Annotated in this window: 16 protein-coding genes; 11 read left to right on the top strand and 5 right to left on the bottom strand. The window is 66.9% G+C overall.

The annotated features are described in order from the left end of the window. Positions 1–3 precede the first annotated feature (3 nt). Genes RD110_RS23300 through RD110_RS23290 form a run of 3 tightly spaced genes read left to right on the top strand, consistent with a single transcriptional unit; the run spans position 4 to position 3713 of the window. Positions 4–1140, top strand: coding sequence for an NAD(P)/FAD-dependent oxidoreductase (locus RD110_RS23300; RefSeq protein WP_076202389.1), 1137 nt, complete (start codon positions 4–6; stop codon positions 1138–1140). A 39-nt stretch (positions 1141–1179) separates the two neighbouring features. Beyond that, the gene (locus tag RD110_RS23295) at positions 1180–2187 is read left to right on the top strand and encodes a Bug family tripartite tricarboxylate transporter substrate binding protein (protein WP_076202386.1); all 1008 of its coding nucleotides are present in this window, start codon (positions 1180–1182) and stop codon (positions 2185–2187) included. Beyond that, positions 2184–3713 (top strand): amidase, encoded by a 1530-nt coding sequence (locus tag RD110_RS23290; RefSeq protein WP_076202383.1) that lies wholly within the window; start codon positions 2184–2186, stop codon positions 3711–3713. Before RD110_RS23295 ends, RD110_RS23290 begins: the two co-directional genes overlap by 4 nt. A 50-nt stretch (positions 3714–3763) precedes the next feature. Here the strand turns inward: RD110_RS23290 and RD110_RS23285 are convergent, their stop codons facing one another. Further along, complete coding sequence (locus tag RD110_RS23285; protein ID WP_076202380.1) at positions 3764–3958, bottom strand: hypothetical protein; 195 nt, start codon at positions 3956–3958, stop codon at positions 3764–3766. Positions 3959–4216: 258 nt separating this feature from the next. Between RD110_RS23285 and glyQ the strand changes: the two genes are divergently transcribed. The 5 genes from glyQ to RD110_RS23260 all read left to right on the top strand — a co-directional run bounded on the left by glyQ (position 4217) and on the right by RD110_RS23260 (position 9803). Then, positions 4217–5122: a glycine--tRNA ligase subunit alpha gene (gene glyQ, locus RD110_RS23280; RefSeq protein ID WP_076202377.1), complete on the top strand. Its 906-nt coding sequence runs from the start codon at positions 4217–4219 to the stop codon at positions 5120–5122. Continuing rightward, entirely contained in the window at positions 5089–7353 is a 2265-nt protein-coding gene (glyS, locus tag RD110_RS23275; RefSeq protein WP_394329425.1) for a glycine--tRNA ligase subunit beta, read from the top strand. The genes glyQ and glyS overlap by 34 nt, the downstream gene beginning before the upstream one ends. Before the next feature lie 16 nt (positions 7354–7369). Beyond that, positions 7370–7945, top strand: coding sequence for a D-glycero-beta-D-manno-heptose 1,7-bisphosphate 7-phosphatase (gene gmhB / locus RD110_RS23270; protein WP_076202374.1), 576 nt, complete (start codon positions 7370–7372; stop codon positions 7943–7945). A gap of 70 nt (positions 7946–8015) precedes the next feature. After that, positions 8016–8750, top strand: coding sequence for a lysophospholipid acyltransferase family protein (locus tag RD110_RS23265; protein ID WP_076202371.1), 735 nt, complete (start codon positions 8016–8018; stop codon positions 8748–8750). A 21-nt stretch (positions 8751–8771) separates the two neighbouring features. Continuing rightward, positions 8772–9803, top strand: a complete 1032-nt coding sequence (locus RD110_RS23260) for a M48 family metallopeptidase (protein ID WP_204250000.1) — start codon at positions 8772–8774, stop codon at positions 9801–9803. Between the two features lie 15 nt (positions 9804–9818). Here the strand turns inward: RD110_RS23260 and RD110_RS23255 are convergent, their stop codons facing one another. The 4 genes from RD110_RS23255 to RD110_RS23240 form a co-directional block, all read right to left on the bottom strand. Next, positions 9819–10493 (bottom strand): TetR/AcrR family transcriptional regulator, encoded by a 675-nt coding sequence (locus RD110_RS23255; RefSeq protein ID WP_076202368.1) that lies wholly within the window; start codon positions 10491–10493, stop codon positions 9819–9821. Between the two features lie 62 nt (positions 10494–10555). Next, a complete protein-coding gene (locus tag RD110_RS23250) occupies positions 10556–11008 on the bottom strand; it encodes a hypothetical protein (RefSeq protein ID WP_076202365.1) in 453 nt (150 codons plus the stop codon). A gap of 7 nt (positions 11009–11015) precedes the next feature. Beyond that, positions 11016–13244 (bottom strand): cadherin-like beta sandwich domain-containing protein, encoded by a 2229-nt coding sequence (locus tag RD110_RS23245; protein WP_076202362.1) that lies wholly within the window; start codon positions 13242–13244, stop codon positions 11016–11018. A gap of 166 nt (positions 13245–13410) precedes the next feature. Continuing rightward, positions 13411–14610 carry an MBL fold metallo-hydrolase gene (locus tag RD110_RS23240; protein WP_083686709.1) on the bottom strand — a complete coding sequence of 400 codons (1200 nt, stop codon included), beginning with the start codon at positions 14608–14610 and terminating at the stop codon, positions 13411–13413. A 130-nt stretch (positions 14611–14740) separates the two neighbouring features. On the opposite strand from RD110_RS23240, the gene RD110_RS23235 reads away from it, so the two are divergent. From RD110_RS23235 to can, 3 genes are read left to right on the top strand one after another with little or no spacing between them, the layout of a single operon-like run. Then, entirely contained in the window at positions 14741–15166 is a 426-nt protein-coding gene (locus tag RD110_RS23235; protein ID WP_076205548.1) for a MerR family transcriptional regulator, read from the top strand. 53 nt (positions 15167–15219) lie between these two features. Then, complete coding sequence (locus RD110_RS23230; RefSeq protein ID WP_076202357.1) at positions 15220–16401, top strand: isovaleryl-CoA dehydrogenase; 1182 nt, start codon at positions 15220–15222, stop codon at positions 16399–16401. A 35-nt stretch (positions 16402–16436) separates the two neighbouring features. After that, a complete protein-coding gene (gene can, locus RD110_RS23225) occupies positions 16437–17108 on the top strand; it encodes a carbonate dehydratase (protein WP_076202355.1) in 672 nt (223 codons plus the stop codon). The last annotated feature ends 30 nt before the right edge of the window (positions 17109–17138 follow it).

Genomic DNA, 17138 nt, shown 5'->3' with positions numbered 1-17138 from the left:
CAAATGAAAGAATTCAACACCATCATCTTCGGCGCCGGCATCGCGGGCGCATCGCTGGCGTGGCGCCTCGCGGGTCAGCGCAGCCTGGCCATCGTCGAGCGCGAGAGCCAGCCTGGTTACCACGCCACCGGCCGTTCGGCCGCGATGTTCATGGAGACTTACGGCCCGCCGCAGGTGCGGGCGTTGACGCGTGCCAGCCGCGACTTCTATGCCACGCCCCCGGCCGGTTTCAGCGATGTGGCCTTGATGCATCCGCGCGGCGTGTTGTACGTGGCCACGCAGGGCCAGGAGGCGGAACTCGCGCACCTGCATGCCGAACTCGCGCCCGCTGGTGCCGGCCTCGAAGTGCTGGACGCGGCGACCACGCTGACCCGTGCACCCTGCCTGCGACCCGAACTGGTGCATGGCGGCCTGTACGACCCCGGCGCGCAGGACTTGGACGTGCACGCGCTGCACCAGGGTTTCCTGCGCGGCTTCCGGCAGAAGGCCGGCACGGATGGGGCGCTGTATCTCGGGGCCACCCTCGTCGATGCGCGGCATGAAGACGGTCGCTGGGTCATGGCATTCGCCGATGGCCAGGTGCTGGCCGCCGAAACCGTGGTGAATGCCGCCGGTGCCTGGGCCGACGAGCTGGCCGCGTTGTTCGGCGCGCGGCCGGTCGGCATCGTGCCGCGCCGGCGCAGTGCCTTCACCTTCAAGGCGCCCGAAGGCGTGGATGCCAGCGGCTGGCCCGCCGTGGTGGGTGTGGACGAGAGTTTCTACTTCAAGCCCGATGCGGGGCAGTTGCTCGGTTCACCGGCGAACGCAGACGACACCGTGCCGCACGACGTCGTGCCCGAAGAGCTCGACATTGCCATGGGCATCCACCAGATCGAGCAGATTTCCACCCTGAGCATCCGCCGCCCGGCCAGCACCTGGGCGGGTCTGCGTTCCTTCGTCGCCGATGGCGAAATGGTGATCGGTTTCGACGCCGCCTGCCCTGGCTTCTTCTGGCTGGCCGGGCAGGGCGGCTACGGCATCCAGAGCGCGGCCGGCGCCAGTGCCCTGGCCGATGCGCTGTTGCGCGGCGGACCGTTGCCCGGTGCGTTGCAACGCGAAGGGGTGGATGCGGCGGCGCTCTCGCCCGGGCGCCTGCGCTGAGCCACACCCACGGATTCGATTTTCTTTCTGGAGCTTTCCATGCACAAACCGCCATTCTTCAAGACCTCCGCCATCACGCGCCGCCTGTTGTCCTTCGGCCTGGCGCTGTCGGCCGTCGCCGGTGTGGCCGGTACCGCCCATGCCGCCGATTTCCCCGAGCGCCCGATCACGCTGGTGGCGCCGTTCCCCGCGGGCGGGGCTGCCGACGTGCTGGCGCGCCTGCTCGGCAAGACGCTGCAGGACCAGCTCGGCCAGCCGGTGATCATCGAGAACAAACCCGGTGCCGGCACGGCCATCGGCGCGGCCTATGTGGCCAATGCCAAACCCGACGGCTACACGCTGTTGATCAGTTCCAACTCCACCTTCACGCTGAATCCGGCGCTGCAGACCAAGCTTTCCTACGACGCGGCCAAGGGCTTCGACGCGATCGGCATCGTCGGCTCGGTGGCGCTGGCCGTGCTGGTCAATCCCAAGGTCCAGGCCACCAACCTGCAGCAACTCGTCGCCGCGGCCAAGGCCAGGCCCGACGACTTCGTCTATGGCAGCTTCGGCAACGGCACCAGTTCCAATTTCGCGGGCGCGATGTTCAACAGCGCCACCGGCCTGAAGATGACGCACATCCCCTACAAGGGCAGCGCACCGCTGATGACGGACCTGATCGGCGGCCAGATCCCGATTTCCTTCGACACCGTGGTGGCGGCCTCCCAGCAGCTCAAGAGCGGCAAGGTGCGTGTGCTGGCCGTGGCCACGGCCAAGCGTTCCGCGCTGCTGCCCGACGTGCCCACCGTGGCCGAGGCGGGTTTCCCCGGCGTGGACATGAATGCCTGGCTGGCGCTGGTGGCGCCGCGCGGCCTGCCGCCGGCCGTGAAGGCGCGGCTCGAGAAGGCGCTGGCCACGCTGATGGCCAGCCCCGACACGCAGGAGAAGATGAAACTCGCCGGCTTCGAGCCCGGTTATGCTGCCGTGGCCGATTGGGCCGGAATGGTGACGGCCGACATCGCCAAGATGAAGGCCATCGCCGAACGCGACCAGATCAAAGTCGAATGAACATGACCTCCAGCCTTCTCCCCGAACTCTCCGCCGTCGAACTCCGTCGCCTCATCGGTGCGCGGCAACTCTCGCCGGTGGAGCTGATGGACGCCTGCATCGCGCGCATCGAAGCGGTGAACCCGGCGATCAATGCCATCTGCGCCACGGACTTCGACCGCGCCCGTGCCTCGGCACGCGAAGCCGAGGCCCAGGTGATGCGCGGCGCGGCGCTGGGCCCGCTGCACGGTCTGCCGCTCGGCGTGAAGGACCTGCAGGACACGGCCGGCCTGCTCACCACCTACGGCAACGTGCGGCTGCGTGGCAACGTGCCCGCGGCCGATGTGGTGCTGGTCTCGCGGCTGCGCGCGGCCGGTGCCATCGTCACCGCGAAGACCAACGTGCCCGACATGGGCGCTGGCGCGAACAGCCGCAACCCGGTGTGGGGTGCGACGGGCAATCCGTTCGATCCGTCGTTGAACGCGGGCGGGTCTTCCGGCGGTTCGGCCGCTGCATTGGCGGCCGACTTGCTGCCGATCTGCACCGGCTCCGACACGGGTGGTTCGCTGCGCATTCCCGCCGCACTGTGCGGCGTGGTCGGGCTGCGGCCTTCGCCGGGGCTGGTCGCCAACGACGCGCGGCCGCTGGGCTGGTCGGTGATCTCCGTGCTCGGGCCGATGGGTCGCACCGTCGCCGATACCGCGCTGATGCTCGCGTCGAGCGTGGGGCCTGACGCGCGCGATCCCTTGTCCTATCCCGTGGACGCGTCGCAGTTCTGGCCGCTGAAGGACGTGGACCTCTCCAGGCTGCGCATCGGCACGACGGAAGACTTTGGCGTGTGCATCGTCGACCCCGAGATTCGCCGCGTGTTCCGCCAACGCGTGGAGGCGGTCCGCCCGCTGGTGGCGCAGTGTGAACCGGTGGACCTGCAACTCGGCGAAGCCGACCGCGCCTTCGACATCCTGCGCGCCGAGAGCTTCGTCGCCGCTTTCGCCGACACCTTCCGCAACGCGCCTGAAACCCTGGGGCCGAACGTGCGCGCCAACGTGGAGATGGCAGCCGCCATCACGCTGGCCGACCGCGCCTGGGCGCACCTGGAGCAGACGCGCATCCAGCGTCGCTTCGCCAAGGCCTTCGCGCAATACGACCTGATCCTGGCACCGGTGACGCCGGTGTCGCCGTTTCCATGGACGGAACTGTTCGCCGGCCGCATCGATGGCCAGGCCATGCGCAACTACTACCACTGGCTCGGCCTGACGTATGTCGTGACGCTGGCAACGAATCCCGCGCTTTCCCTGCCTTGTGGCACGGACGAACACGGCATGCCCTTCGGCCTGCAGGTGATCGGCCGGCTGCATGCCGATGCCGAGCTGTTGGCGGCCGCGCAGGCGCTCGAGCAGGCGTTTGCGGCGGTGCCGGGCCTGCGCCGGCCGCGGCCGGACATGGCGGCGTTGCAGCAGCCGCGGCCCGAGTTGAAGTCCATCGTCACGCATCCGCCGCTGTTCGGCAACGCGGCCGCGCAGGGTGGCGGGCTGAACGCGGTTTGATGCGGTTGAAGGCGGCGATCGCGTAGGCCGCCTTCGAAGCGGCCCAGGCCTCAGATCTTGGAGTCGACCACGGTCTGGCGCCATTCGTGGAACTTGCGGCGCGCCTCGCGTGCGGCCTCGCGCCTTTCGCGGCGCCGGCGAACCTTGTGTACCTTCCAGCCGAGGGCCAATACTGCGACCACGGCAACGATGGTCCAGAAGACCACCATCACGAATGTCAACAGGGTGTCGGTTGGAGAATCCATCGCCTTAGGATCGAAAAAATGGAAGCGGCCGAGGCTTGCCGGGATGAAACTGCTACCCTGAGCGGGTAACGGGTTGAAACATTTGCAATCATAAACTCTGTCGCGCAGCCGCGCCAGCGAAAAGCGCGGGCGCGGCGGCCCTGGTGTCGGCGGCCCGTAAAATGAGAAGCCATGCCGGCCTGGGCGCCGGCATGTTATTCGCTAGCACCAGCCTGAATCCCGACGCGGCCTCTGCCGCGGCCAACGAATCCGACCTTCATGTTGACATTCCAGCAGATCATTTTGAAATTGCAGTCCTACTGGGCTGAGCAGGGCTGCGCGCTCCTGCAGCCCTACGACATGGAGGTCGGCGCCGGGACGTCGCACACGGCGACCTTCCTGAGGGCACTCGGCCCCGAGCCCTGGCGCGCGGCCTACGTGCAGCCCAGCCGCCGGCCCAAGGACGGCCGTTATGGCGAGAACCCGAACCGCCTGCAGCACTACTACCAGTACCAGGTGGTGCTCAAGCCCGCGCCGAGCAACATCCTCGAGCTCTACCTCGGCAGCCTGGAAGCGCTCGGTTTCGACCTCAAGAAGAACGACATCCGTTTCGTCGAAGACGATTGGGAGAACCCCACGCTCGGCGCCTGGGGCCTGGGCTGGGAGGTCTGGCTCAACGGCATGGAGGTCACGCAGTTCACCTATTTCCAGCAGGTGGGCGGCATCGACTGCAAGCCGATCACCGGCGAGATCACCTACGGCCTGGAGCGGCTGGCCATGTACCTGCAGGGCGTGGACAACGTCTACAACCTGACCTGGACCGATGGCCTCAGCTACGGCGACGTGTACAAGCAGAACGAAGTCGAACAATCGACCTACAACTTCGAGCACAGCGACGCCGACTTCCTGTTCACCGCCTTCACGGCGCACGAGAAACAGGCCAAGCACCTGATGGAGGCGCAGCTGGCGCTGCCGGCCTACGAGCAGGTGCTCAAGGCCGCACACAGCTTCAACCTGCTCGACGCGCGCGGCGCGATCAGCGTGACGGAGCGCGCCGCCTACATCGGCCGCATCCGCAACCTCGCCCGCAGCGTGGCGCAGAGTTATTACGAGAGCCGCGAACGCCTGGGCTTCCCGATGGCGCCGCGTGAATGGGTGGAACAGATGACGAAGAAGGCGGCGTGAACGCCATGACAACCATGACTGCGACCAAAAACCTGTTGGTGGAACTGTTCGTCGAGGAACTGCCACCCAAGGCGCTGAAGAAGCTCGGCGAGGCCTTTGCCGGCGTGCTGTTCGAGCAACTCAAGGCGCAGGGCCTGACCTCGCCCGCATCGGCCTTCACGCCGTTCGCTTCGCCGCGCCGGCTGGCGGTGCACGTCACCCAGGTGGCCGCGCAGGCGGTCGACAGGGCCGTGTCGCAAAAGCTCATGCCCGTGACGGTGGGCCTGGACGCCGGCGGCAACGCGACACCGGCGCTGCTGAAGAAGCTCGCCGCGTTCGGCGCCGACGCCTCGGCCGTGGCCGGCCTCAAGCGCCAGCCCGACGGCAAGGCCGAGGCGCTGTTCTTCGAGAGCACGGTCAAGGGCGCCACGCTCGCCGAAGGCCTGCAGAAGGCGCTGGCCGAGGCCATCGCCAAGTTGCCGATCCCGAAGGTCATGAGCTACCAGCTCGAAACCGGCTGCGAGCTGCCCGGCTGGACCAGCGTGAGCTTCGTGCGCCCGGCCCATGGTCTGGTGGCGCTGCATGGCGCCGACGTGGTGCCGGTCACGGCGCTGGGCCTGCAGGCCGGCCGCGACACGCACGGCCATCGCTTCGAAGCGCGCATCGACCCCGTGCCCTTGAAAGACGCCGACGGCTACGCCGACACCCTGAAGGCCGATGGCGCGGTGATCGCCAGCTTCGCCGAGCGCCGCGCCGACATCGCTCGGCAGCTGAATGCGGCTGCGGCGCAGATCGGTGGCGGTTTGCGGGCGATCGAAGATGAAGCGCTGCTCGACGAGGTGACGGCGCTGGTCGAGCGTCCGAACGTGCTGGTCTGCAGTTTTGAGGAGGAATTCCTCGATGTGCCGCAGGAATGCCTGATCCTCACGATGAAGGCCAACCAGAAATACTTTCCATTGCTCGACGCGGCGGGCAAGCTCACGCACCAGTTCCTGGTCGTCAGCAACATCCGCCCGGATGACGCCAGCGCGGTGATCGGTGGCAACGAACGTGTGGTGCGCCCGCGCCTGGCGGATGCGAAGTTCTTCTTCGACCAGGACCGCAAGAAGACGCTCGAATCGCGCGTCGAAGGCCTGGGCAAGGTGGTCTACCACAACAAGCTCGGCACGCAGGGCGAGCGGGTGACCCGCGTGCAAGCCATTGCGCGCGCGATCGCGGCGCAACTTGGCGACGCCAACCTCGTGGCGCGGGCCGAACAGGCCGCACGCCTGGCCAAGACCGACCTCGTGACCGACATGGTCGGCGAATTCCCCGAGTTGCAGGGCACCATGGGCCGCTACTACGCGCTCAACGACGGCCTGCCTGCCGAGGTGGCCGACGCCATCGAGGACCACTACAAGCCGCGCTTCGCGGGCGACACGCTGCCGCGCAATACCGTGGGCGTGGTGGTGGCGCTGGCCGACAAGCTGGAGACGCTGGTGGGCATGTTCGGCATCGGCAACCTGCCGACCGGCGACAAGGACCCGTTTGCGCTGCGCCGGCATGCGCTGGGTGTGATCCGGATGTTGGTGGAGAAGCGGTTACAGCTTGATTTGGATACGCTTCTTGAGAGTGTCTTCAAGGTAGTTGATGAGGCCATCGCAGAGCGAGGACTGGTCGAAGCCGTTCAGGCAACGGATCGCGCTGGCAGCACCTTAGAGTTGACAAAGACAACACGACGTTTCTTGGACGTCTTGACGCCTGATTTGCTTGCCGAGTTCATCTACGACCGCCTCGCCGGCAGCCTGCGCGAGCAGGGCTACAGCGCGCAGGAAGTCGATGCCGTTCTGGTCCAGCGGCCGCAGCGGCTGGCCGACGTCGGCAAACGCCTGACCGCCGTGCGTGCCTTCGCCGCCTTGCCCGAGGCCGCCGCCCTGGCCGCCGCCAACAAGCGCATCGGCAACATCCTGAAGAAGGCGACGGAAGTCGCCGTGGACGCCCATGTCAGCGAGATCCTCGTCGAGGACGGTGCCGAGCGTGCGTTGTACGCGGCGATGAACGAGGTCGTTCCGAAGGCGGATGCGCAGTTCGAAAGCGGCGACTACACGGCGTCCCTGCAGGCCTTGTCGGCGCTGCGCGATCCAGTGGACGCGTTTTTCGAGGGCGTCATGGTCAACACCGAGCAGATCGATGTGCGCCGCAACCGGCTGGCGCTGCTGACCATCCTGTTCAACGCCATGAACCGCGTGGCCGACCTCTCCAAGCTCGCTTGACCAGGCCCGCATCGCCATGAAACTCGTCATCCTCGACCGCGACGGCACCATCAATGCGGACAGCGACGAATTCGTGAAGTCGCCCGAGGAATGGCTGCCGCTGCCTGGCGCGCTCGAGGCGATCGCGCGGCTCAACCACGCGGGCTGGCACGTGGTGGTCGCATCGAACCAGTCGGGCCTGGGCCGCGGGCTGTTCGACGTGGCCTCGCTCAACGCCATGCACACCAAGATGCACCGGCTGCTGGCGGCGGCGGGCGGGCGCATCGACGCCGTGTTCTACTGCCCGCATGCCCCGGACGACGGCTGTGCCTGCCGCAAGCCCCGGCCGGGGCTGTTCGAGCAGATCGGCGAACGTTTCGGCGTCGAGCTCGCGGGTGTGCCCACGGCCGGCGACAGCGCACGTGATCTGCAGGCCGGTGCGGCGGCCGGCTGCGAGCCGCACCTGGTGCTGACCGGCAAGGGCGCGGCCTACCGCGGCCAGCCGTTGCCGCCATCGCTGCCGGCCAACACCATCGTGCACGAGGACCTCGCGGCTTTTGCGGGCTTCATCGTGGAGCGCGAGGCGGCGTTCAAGAAAGCGCCTTCGCCATGACGGCGAATACTATTCATTTCATAGCTACTCACGCAGATTCCGCCTGCGCTGGAAACTTAAAAGATCACTGATGCGCCTGCTACGTTCAATTTTGCATTTGTTGTGGATGGCCGTGACCATCGTGCCCTGGGCGCTGACGGTGATGGTGGTGTCGCTGTTCGCCAGCCCCACGCGCATCTACTGGCTCTGCGCCGGCTGGCTCAAGGTGGCGGTGAACGGCGGCACGGCGATCCTCGGCATCCAGAACCGCATCACCGGTTTCGAGAACCTGCCCGTCGGAACGACTGCGCCGGCGGTGCTGCTGGTCAAGCACCAGTCCACCTGGGAGACGCTGGTGATGCCGGCCATCATGCCGCACCCGCTGGCCTACGTGTTCAAGAAGGAACTGCTGTACGTGCCGTTCTTCGGCTGGTCCATGGCGCGCATGGACATGATCCACATCGACCGCAGCCAGGGCGCGCAGGCGTTCAAGAAGATGGTGGCCGAAGGCAAGCGCCTGCTGGCCCAGGGCACCTGGATCATCATGTTCCCCGAGGGCACGCGCATCCCGCGCGGCGAGGTGGGCGAATACAAGACCGGCGGCACCCGCATGGCCATCCAGTGCGGCGTGCCGGTGATCCCGATCGCCGTCACCTCCGCCAAATGCTGGCCGCGCAAGGCCTTCATCAAGTCACCGGGCATCGTCGACATCTCGATCGGCAAGCCGATCCCGAGCGAGGGGCGCCGACCGGACGAGTTGATGCAGGAGGTCAAGGAATGGATCGAGGCCGAGATGCGGCGGCTCGACCCCGAGGCCTACCAATGAGCCCCGGCCTGAGGTAGCGACATGGCACCGCGCTGGCTTCAGACCACGCTGGACCTGTTCGGTGCCGAGCCCGCGCCCGAACCCGTGCCACCGGCCGCCGGGCCGCGCCGCGGTGGCACCAAAAGACCGCAGGTGCCGCCCGCACCGTCACCATCGGCCCCCCCGAAATCGAGGCCGATCACGCCGACGCTGGCCGAACGCGACACCGGCGCCATCGTCGGCATCGCGGCTACGCCGGCGGAGCCGCTGGACCGGCAACTCGCCCCCGCGCAGTTCCGCCACCCGCGCGCCAACCGCGAGATCCGTTTGCCCGGTGCGCTGGTGGCCTACGAATTCAAACGCGGCAAGCGTCGCACCATCGGTTTCGTCGTGGGCGCCGACGGCCTGGTGGTCAGCGCGCCCAAATGGGTGGCGCTGGGCGAGGTGGACGCCGCCGTGCGCGAGAAGGGGCGCTGGATCGTCGCGAAACTCGGCGAGGCGCGCGAACGCCACAGCCGGCTGGAGAGCACGCGCATCGTCTGGCAGGATGGCGCGGAACTGCCCTTCCTCGGCGAAACCGTGGTGCTGGTGCTGGATCCGACCCATGGCTTCAAGGGCATCGGTGCCGAACTGCATGCCGAGCCCTTGGCCGGTGTGCCTGGTGTGGCGGATGGCGCGGTGCGCCGAGTGCTGCGCGTCGGCCTGTCGCAGAGCGCCGCGCCCGAGCAGATCCGCGACGCGGTGCAGGCCTGGCTGATGCGCCAGGCCAAACGCATCTTCACCGAGCGCATGAACCACTACGCGCCGCTGCTCGGCGTGCAGTGGCGATCGCTGCGCCTGTCCAGCGCCGGCACGCGCTGGGGCAGTGCGAGCGTGGACGGCTCGGTGCGGCTGAACTGGCGGCTGATCCACTTCCGGCTGCCGATCATCGACTACGTGGTGGCCCACGAGCTGAGCCACCTGCGCGTGATGGACCACAGCCCGCGTTTCTGGGACACGGTGCGCACCGTCGTGCCCGATTACGCCGAGCTGCGCGGCCAGCTCAAGGCGGTGCCGATTCCCAAGTGGGATTGAGGGCCCGCCGCGCCTTCAGTCATTTCGTACGAAACGCATCACCATGTCGATGGTGCTCGCCCGGCGTTGGGCGATGGCCCGCGGGTCGTCGAAATCGTATTTGAAGATCAGCGAAAACGTGTGCCGGTTCGCCACGTTGAACACGCACAAGGCGCTGATCGACATGTGCAGGTCGAGCGCATCGATGCCGTGGCGGAACACGCCCGCGCGCACGCCGCGATCGCAGATGGCCGACAGCGTGGTGATGGCGGTGGCGTTCATCTCGCGGATGGATGCGCTCTGGGCCAGGAACTCGCCGCGGTGCTGGTTTTCATTGGCCACGAGCCGCAGGAAGTCGGGATTGGCGAGCTGGTAGTCGTAGGTGAAGCCCACCAGCGTGGCCAGGGCCTCTTCGGGCGCAAGATCTTCCAGGTGCAGCCCGCCCTCGATGTCGCGAATGCGCTGGTAGGCGCTCTCGAGCACGGCCAGGTACAGCCCGTTCTTGCTGCCGAAGTAGTAGTAGATCATCCGCTTGCTGGTGCGCGTGGCATCGGCGATCGCGTCGATGCGCGCGCCGCTGAGCCCGCGCTCGGCGAACTCGCCGGTGGCCACGGCCAGGATGTCGGCCATGGTGCGTTGCGGGTTGTTGGTACGCGGCGTGCGGGCGGGTGCGGCGGGGTTTCCCGGCTCAATGGGTTCGGTTTTGCGCATGGTTGCGTAGCATAGCCAAGCGCCCGATCGTTCGGACGCGTCGAGCACATCCGGCACGGCGGTCAGCCATTGTCTTCGTCGGCTTCTTCCAGCAGGAGGCGTTGCGGCGCTTGAATTGTGCAGCGCTGCACGCAAACCATCGGGGCCGCGGCGTCGGCGGCGCCCGCGGCTTGGCCATGCGCTCGCGCGTAGGCCACGCCGCGCAGGGGGCCGGGCGCGGTCTCGGCGCATTCGATCCGGTCGCGGCCGCGGTCCTTGTCGTCGAAGTGGTAGACACAGCCTTCCAAGGCCTGCAGCCGACGTCCTTTGCGCAGCGCGTGCACCGTCACCCGGACCGTCTGGACCGAGCCGCTGCGACCGACGTACGCGCCACCGTGCAGGTAGATGCGGAATTCGCCGCCGTCACGGCTCGTACCCAGGTAGTGCGCGTCGAGCGCGCCGAAGGCGCTGCCGCCCGTGGCCATCATCGCCAGCAAGGCCAGCGCGGCGGTCTGCAGGCTGCTGACGATTCCCATGCCGCGCTCAGGCCAGCGCCACCGTGAGCTTGTAGCTGCTGGTGGACGTACCGTCGGGCGAGACGACATCGATGCTGATGACGTTGCCCACCGCCACGGCGACGGTGATGCTCGCGCCCTGGGCGACCGCCGTGCCGTTGACCTTCATGGAGGTGACGTTGTTCGACATGGCCGTCGGCTTGATGACGATGCTGGTCGTGCCGCTGGCCACCTTGACGGTGTAGGCGTAGGCCCAGGGATCGAACTTGTTCGACACCTTGTTGGCAACGCCGTTGGCCGGTGGCAGCCAATAGACGTCGACACCGACCAGGCTCGCGCCGGCGAACTCGATGTTGCTCAGCACCGAGTATTTCTTGTAGCCATCGGCCGTGTTGTAGTTGACCGTGGCGCCGCAGGGAAAGGCTGTGGTCGGCGCGGTGAAGTAGTCCACCGGGCTGTCCAGGCCGGTGCCGATCGAATTGCCGATGGCCATCCAGTTCTTGTCGCGCCACATGTCGCCGACCATGCTCATGCGCGAGTTGCGCGTCGTCGGCGCGGTCGGATTCCCGACGCGGCCGCCGCGGATCGAAGGCGCGCTGGCCGCATCGCCCTTGTCGATGAGTTGCTGGAAACACTTGATGAAGTTGTTCACGCCTTCCATGCCGACGGACACGTCCTGGTGCGCGTTGGTCACCTCGGTGACCAGGCCGAGCGCGCTGCTCTTCTTGTAGTTGGCCAGCAGCTGCTGCGTGAGCGACAGGAACAGGTCGACCTTGACCTGGTTGTACTGCGTGGTGTCGGCGGTGTAGGCGCGGTTGCAGGCCCACATGTCCGAGCCGAAGACCCAGCCGGTCTGGTTGACGATGGCCGTCATCAGGCCGTTGGTATGACCTGGCTGCGTGTAAGCCGTGACCTGCACGTTGCCCAGGTCGAGCACCTGGCCGTCGGCGATCGCCACGGCGGCGGCACCGGCCGCCTTGAAATCGGCGCGGCTGGCGGCCATGAAGGCCGCCTTCTCGATGGCCGAGGCATACAGCGTGACGCCCGCCGAGGTGAAGTTGTAGATCTGCTCGGCGTGGTCGGGGTGGTTATGGCCCACGATGATGTCGTAGGGCTTGGTGGCGATGCTGTCGATGAAAGTCTTGAGGTTGGCCTTCTGGTAGCCGTATTCACCCGCGTCGAAGACCAGGCCGCGTGTCGTGCCTTCGATGTAGAACACGAAGGCCTGGAAGTACTCGGCCGGGTTGTTGATCTTCCACACCGTCGGCGTGGTGGCCGTGCCGGGATGCATCAGCTTGGCCTGGAAGGCGCCGACGTTGGGTCGGACGATGTTCCAGGTGAAGGATTGCACGGCGCTGGTCGCCAGCCCGTTTTTCTTGGCCACGGCCTTGAGCCGGTACAGGCGGAAGTCGGTGGTCGAGGTGAGCGGATTGACGAACTGCAGCACGCCGTTCTGCTCGAAGTCGTAGGCGATGCCGGCCGAGCCGCTCGGGTCGGCGGGCTCGCTGCCGTCGAAGGTGTAGGTGTAGTAGATCTGCGCGCCCGGCGTCGGCGTGGAGATCCGCACATAACGCCGCGGCGCCGTCGTGCCGGACTTGCACATCACCTGCGGCGGCGCCACCAGCTGGCTGGTGATGGTGTCGAGGATGGCCTTGGCTTCGGTGCCTGTCAGTGTGGCGGCGGGGGCGAACAACGTGGCGCTGCTGCCCTTCATGTAGCCCGCGGCCACGAGCGCGTTGACGCTGGCCTTGCGGCTGGCGGTGATCGCGCCCGCATCGGTGAAAGATGCCAGCGCGTTCGTGCTGGAGGCCGGCACCTTGAAGGCCTTGGCGAAGATCTCGGCCGCTTCCTCGCGCGTGACCAGCTGGTCCGGGTAGAAATAGCCCAGCACGTTGCTGACGATGGACTCCTCCAGCGCGGTTTCGATTTCCTTGGCATTCGCCGTCACGCCCAGCTTCACGTCGACGAAGGTCGGCTGCGCCAGCTTGTACGGGTCGTTGTATTCCGAGGAGTGCACCCAGTCGAAGTACTTGGAGATCGATGCCACGAAGGCGGCGCGCGTCATGGCGGCCGCGTTGGGGTCGGGCGCGGGCGCGGGCGCGTCATCGCCGCCGCCGCAACCCGTCACCACGGAGGCCGTGGCGGCGGAGGCCATGACGGCCGGGAGTCCGAGCAATTGGCCGAAGAAGCGGCGTGAAACCTTGGCCGGCTGGGCCGCGATGGCCTCTTTGCGGGCGGGGGTCGATGTTTGTGTCATGGCGCGAGTTCCTCCTGGGTTGTGTTTGAAACGAGCGGGCTGCATTGCGCAATGCAGCCCATCGTTCCTCTGGTTTCCCAAAATGTACGAACTGGTGAGTTCGTACGGTATTGGGTGAAACCCCCGGGTGGTGGCGACAACCGGCCGTGTCCGGCCTTTCGGATCTTCAGGCGTTGACCGGGACGTCCTCGCTGTCGACGGCAGGCACGGCGATCGTGTCAAGCCGCCGCTGGCCTTGGGCCGTGACACTGAAGCGCATCACGCCGTCGGCGTCCAGCGCGCGGTGCAGATCCCCGTCGAACCAGAGCTTGTGCAGGTGGGCGATGGCCTCGCCCATGGCAAAGGTCGTCTGGTGCGCATCGAGCTTGCGGCGGAACATGACCGGCAGCACGTCGGCCGCGCTGCACGGCGCGCCGGCGACGCCCGCGAGCACGCGGTTCAGGTGCTGGCGGTGGTGCGCGTGGAGTTGCGCGATGCGCGTGTGCAGGCCCTGGAACGGTTTGCCGTGCGCGGGCAGGGTCAGCGTGTCGGTGGCCAGCGGCGCGAACTTGTCGATCGAGTCGAGGAACTGCTGCAGCGCGTTGGACTCGGGCTCGTTGTCGTACACGCTGACGTTGGTCGAGATGCGCGGCAGCATCATGTCGCCGCCGATCAGCAGCGCGGAAGAGCGACCTGAGGGGGCGTCGACTTCCTCGCCGGACGCCGCCTCGCTGTACAACGCGATGTGCTCGGGCGCGTGGCCGTAGCCGCTGATGCAGCGCCAGCGCCGCCTGGCCTGGCGTGCGCCGATGGTGATCACGTCGCCGTCCTGCATGCGGTGGAAGCTGCGCGGCAGCGCCGGCACCAGGGCGGCGAAATAATCGCTGCGCGTGCCGATGACCGCCAGCGCCTTCGGGTCCTGCAGCCCATGCATCCGAAAGAAATTCGCGGCGTCCTGCCCGCCGTTGCCGGTGGTGCCCATCGTGTTGAGCCGCGCGACGAAATAATCCGTGCCGCTGATCCACAGCGGCGCCTGCCATTTCGCGCAGAGCCAGTGCGCCAGGCCGATATGATCGGGGTGCATGTGGGTCACGATCACACGCAGGATCGGCAGGCCCTGCAGATGCTGTTCGAAGATGCCTTCCCACTGCGCCCGCGCCTCGGGCCGGTCGATGCAGCAGTCGACCACGGTCCAGCCCTGGACGCGCGTGCCGCTGCCGTCGGGCGCGTCCATCTCGTCGCGCAGCAGCCAGAGGTTGATGTGGTCCAGCACGAAAGGCAGGGCCATCCGGATCCAGTACACGCCGGGCGCCACCTCCAGGGCCGTGCCCGGCGCGGGCAGGGTCTCGCCCAAGGGGTAGCGCAGTTGGCTTTCGAGTTCGTTCATGGCGCCTTCTTTTTGATTCATAATTGACGTTTACGTAAACGTCAATCGATGTGCTGCATTGTAAAAGCCATGGCGAGTTTCGGCAGTCACCTCGGTTGAACCCTTTTCCTGGACGGCATTGGACGGCAACATGGGCACGACCTACACCATCGGCGATCTGGCCAAAGAGTTCGATCTGACCACGCGCGCCATGCGTTTCTACGAAGACATGGGCCTGTTGCAGCCCGAGCGTTCCGGCCCCGGCGGGCGCAGCCGCGTCTACAGCGCGCGTGACCGCGCCCGGCTCAAGCTCACGCTGCGCGCCAAGCGCCTCGGCCTGAGCCTGACCGAGGCCAAGGAGGTCATCGACATGTACGACAGCCCGCGCGACACCGGGCCGCAATTGAAGAAGTTCCTGGCGGTGCTCGGCGAACACCGCAAACAGCTCGAGGAGCAACTCACCGACCTGCTGGCCAACCTCGAGGAGATCAAGGTGCACGAGCGCGAGGCGCGGGCGCTGTTGGCCAAGAGCGAGCGCAAGAGCGGCGCCAAGGGCGTCGAGGAAGCACTGAAATAGGCCTCGCGTCTTTCATCCAAGAATCAACCATTTCCACCTCTGGAGACAAAACCATGAACGACCTGCCCGGACTCAACTTCCAGCTCGGCGACGACATCGACGCCTTGCGCGACGCCGTGCGCGAATTCGCCCAGGCCGAAATCGCGCCGCGCGCGGCCGAGATCGACCGCAGCGACCAGTTCCCCATGGACCTGTGGCGCAAGATGGGCGAGCTCGGCGTGCTGGGCATCACCGTGTCCGAGGAATACGGCGGCGCCGACATGGGCTACCTGGCCCACATGGTGGCGATGGAGGAGATCAGCCGCGCCTCGGCCTCGGTGGGGCTTTCGTACGGTGCCCACAGCAACCTGTGCGTGAACCAGATCAAGCGCAACGGCACGGATGCCCAGCGCCGCAAGTACCTGCCCAAGCTCATCAGCGGCGAACACGTGGGCGCCCTCGCGATGAGCGAACCCGGCGCGGGCTCCGACGTGCTGAGCATGAAGCTCAAGGCCGAGGACAAGGGGGGCTACTACCTGCTCAACGGCAGCAAGATGTGGATCACCAACGGGCCCGATGCCGACACGCTGGTGGTCTACGCGAAATCCGAGCCCGAGCTCGGCGCGCGCGGTGTCACGGCCTTCCTCATCGAGAAGGGCATGCCCGGCTTTTCCATCGCCCAAAAGCTCGACAAGCTCGGCATGCGCGGCAGCCACACGGGCGAACTCGTGTTCCACAACGTCGAGGTGCCGATGGCCAACATCCTCGGCCAGCACAACGGTGGCGCGAAGGTGCTGATGAGCGGGCTGGACTACGAGCGGGCGGTACTCACCGGCGGGCCGCTGGGCATCATGCAGTCGGTGATGGACAACGTGATCCCCTACATCCACGACCGACGCCAGTTCGGCCAGAGCATCGGCGAATTCCAGCTGATCCAGGGCAAGTTGGCCGACATGTACACCGTGCTGCAGGCCGGCCGTTCGTTCGCCTACACCGTGGCCAAGAATCTCGACCTGCTTGGTGCCGAGCATGTGCGCCAGGTGCGCAAGGACTGCGCCTCCGTTATCCTCTGGTGCGCCGAGAAGGCCACCTGGATGGCTGGCGAGGGCGTGCAGATCTTCGGCGGCAACGGCTACATCAACGAGTACCCGTTGGGCCGGCTGTGGCGCGACGCCAAGCTGTACGAGATCGGCGCGGGCACCAGCGAGATCCGCCGCATGCTGATCGGGCGCGAGCTTTTCGCCGAGACGATGTAAGCCAACTCCTTATTTCCAACCACGACAATCTCATCATGCCAATCGACGAACTTTTCTCCCACAACCGCGCATGGGCTGCGCAGATGGAGCGCGAGCGCCCGGGCTTCTTCACCGGCCTCGTGAAGCAGCAGACGCCCAAATACATGTGGATCGGCTGCTCCGACAGCCGCGTGCCGGCCAACCAGATCACCGGCCTCGAACCGGGCGAGGTTTTCGTGCACCGCAACGTGGCCAACGTCGTCGTCCATTCCGACCTGAACGCGTTGTCGGCGATCCAGTTCGCCGTGGAGCGGCTCAAGGTGGAGCACATCATGGTCGTCGGCCATTACGGCTGCTCGGGCGTGCAGGCGGCGCTGGAGCGCGCGCGCATCGGCATCGCCGACAACTGGCTGCTGCACGTGCAGTCGGTGCGGGTGCGCCACGCCGCGCTGCTCGACCAGTTGCAGGACGGCCAGCGCGCCGATGCCCTGTGCGACCTGAACGTCATCGAGCAGGTGGTCAACGTGTGCGTGAGCACGGTCATGCAGGACGCCTGGGCCCGCGGCCAGCAGGTCAGCGTGCACGGCTGGGCCTTCGGCGTGCACGACGGCCTGCTGCAGGACCTGCACATGACGGTGGCCAGCACCGACTCGATCGAGCCCGCGTATCGCGCCGCGCTGGACGGCGTGATCGCGGCGCGCGGCCCCAAGGGCGTGCCGCAGACCTGAGCCCCGGGCCGAGATCGTTCAAGCGGGGCC

It is taken from the genome of Rhodoferax koreense, from assembly GCF_001955695.1.
Lineage (GTDB): Bacteria > Pseudomonadota > Gammaproteobacteria > Burkholderiales > Burkholderiaceae_C > Rhodoferax_B > Rhodoferax_B koreensis.
Note: the sequence above shows the minus strand (reverse complement) of the source record. Positions and strands in the feature narration are given on the sequence as shown.

Excerpts from the sequence above, each read along its gene's own strand:
- RD110_RS23240 (WP_083686709.1), bottom strand. The coding sequence starts at position 14,610 with ATGAACGAACTCGAAAGCCAACTGCGCTACCCCTTGGGCGAGACCCTG.
- glyQ (WP_076202377.1), top strand. The coding sequence starts at position 4,217 with ATGTTGACATTCCAGCAGATCATTTTGAAATTGCAGTCCTACTGGGCT.
- RD110_RS23285 (WP_076202380.1), bottom strand. The coding sequence starts at position 3,958 with ATGGATTCTCCAACCGACACCCTGTTGACATTCGTGATGGTGGTCTTC.
- gmhB (WP_076202374.1), top strand. The coding sequence starts at position 7,370 with ATGAAACTCGTCATCCTCGACCGCGACGGCACCATCAATGCGGACAGC.
- RD110_RS23255 (WP_076202368.1), bottom strand. The coding sequence starts at position 10,493 with ATGCGCAAAACCGAACCCATTGAGCCGGGAAACCCCGCCGCACCCGCC.
- RD110_RS23250 (WP_076202365.1), bottom strand. The coding sequence starts at position 11,008 with ATGGGAATCGTCAGCAGCCTGCAGACCGCCGCGCTGGCCTTGCTGGCG.
- RD110_RS23295 (WP_076202386.1), top strand. The coding sequence starts at position 1,180 with ATGCACAAACCGCCATTCTTCAAGACCTCCGCCATCACGCGCCGCCTG.
- RD110_RS23260 (WP_204250000.1), top strand. The coding sequence starts at position 8,772 with ATGGCACCGCGCTGGCTTCAGACCACGCTGGACCTGTTCGGTGCCGAG.
- RD110_RS23300 (WP_076202389.1), top strand. The coding sequence starts at position 4 with ATGAAAGAATTCAACACCATCATCTTCGGCGCCGGCATCGCGGGCGCA.
- glyS (WP_394329425.1), top strand. The coding sequence starts at position 5,089 with ATGGGTGGAACAGATGACGAAGAAGGCGGCGTGAACGCCATGACAACC.
- RD110_RS23290 (WP_076202383.1), top strand. The coding sequence starts at position 2,184 with ATGAACATGACCTCCAGCCTTCTCCCCGAACTCTCCGCCGTCGAACTC.
- RD110_RS23230 (WP_076202357.1), top strand. The coding sequence starts at position 15,220 with ATGAACGACCTGCCCGGACTCAACTTCCAGCTCGGCGACGACATCGAC.
- can (WP_076202355.1), top strand. The coding sequence starts at position 16,437 with ATGCCAATCGACGAACTTTTCTCCCACAACCGCGCATGGGCTGCGCAG.
- RD110_RS23245 (WP_076202362.1), bottom strand. The coding sequence starts at position 13,244 with ATGACACAAACATCGACCCCCGCCCGCAAAGAGGCCATCGCGGCCCAG.
- RD110_RS23265 (WP_076202371.1), top strand. The coding sequence starts at position 8,016 with ATGCGCCTGCTACGTTCAATTTTGCATTTGTTGTGGATGGCCGTGACC.
- RD110_RS23235 (WP_076205548.1), top strand. The coding sequence starts at position 14,741 with ATGGGCACGACCTACACCATCGGCGATCTGGCCAAAGAGTTCGATCTG.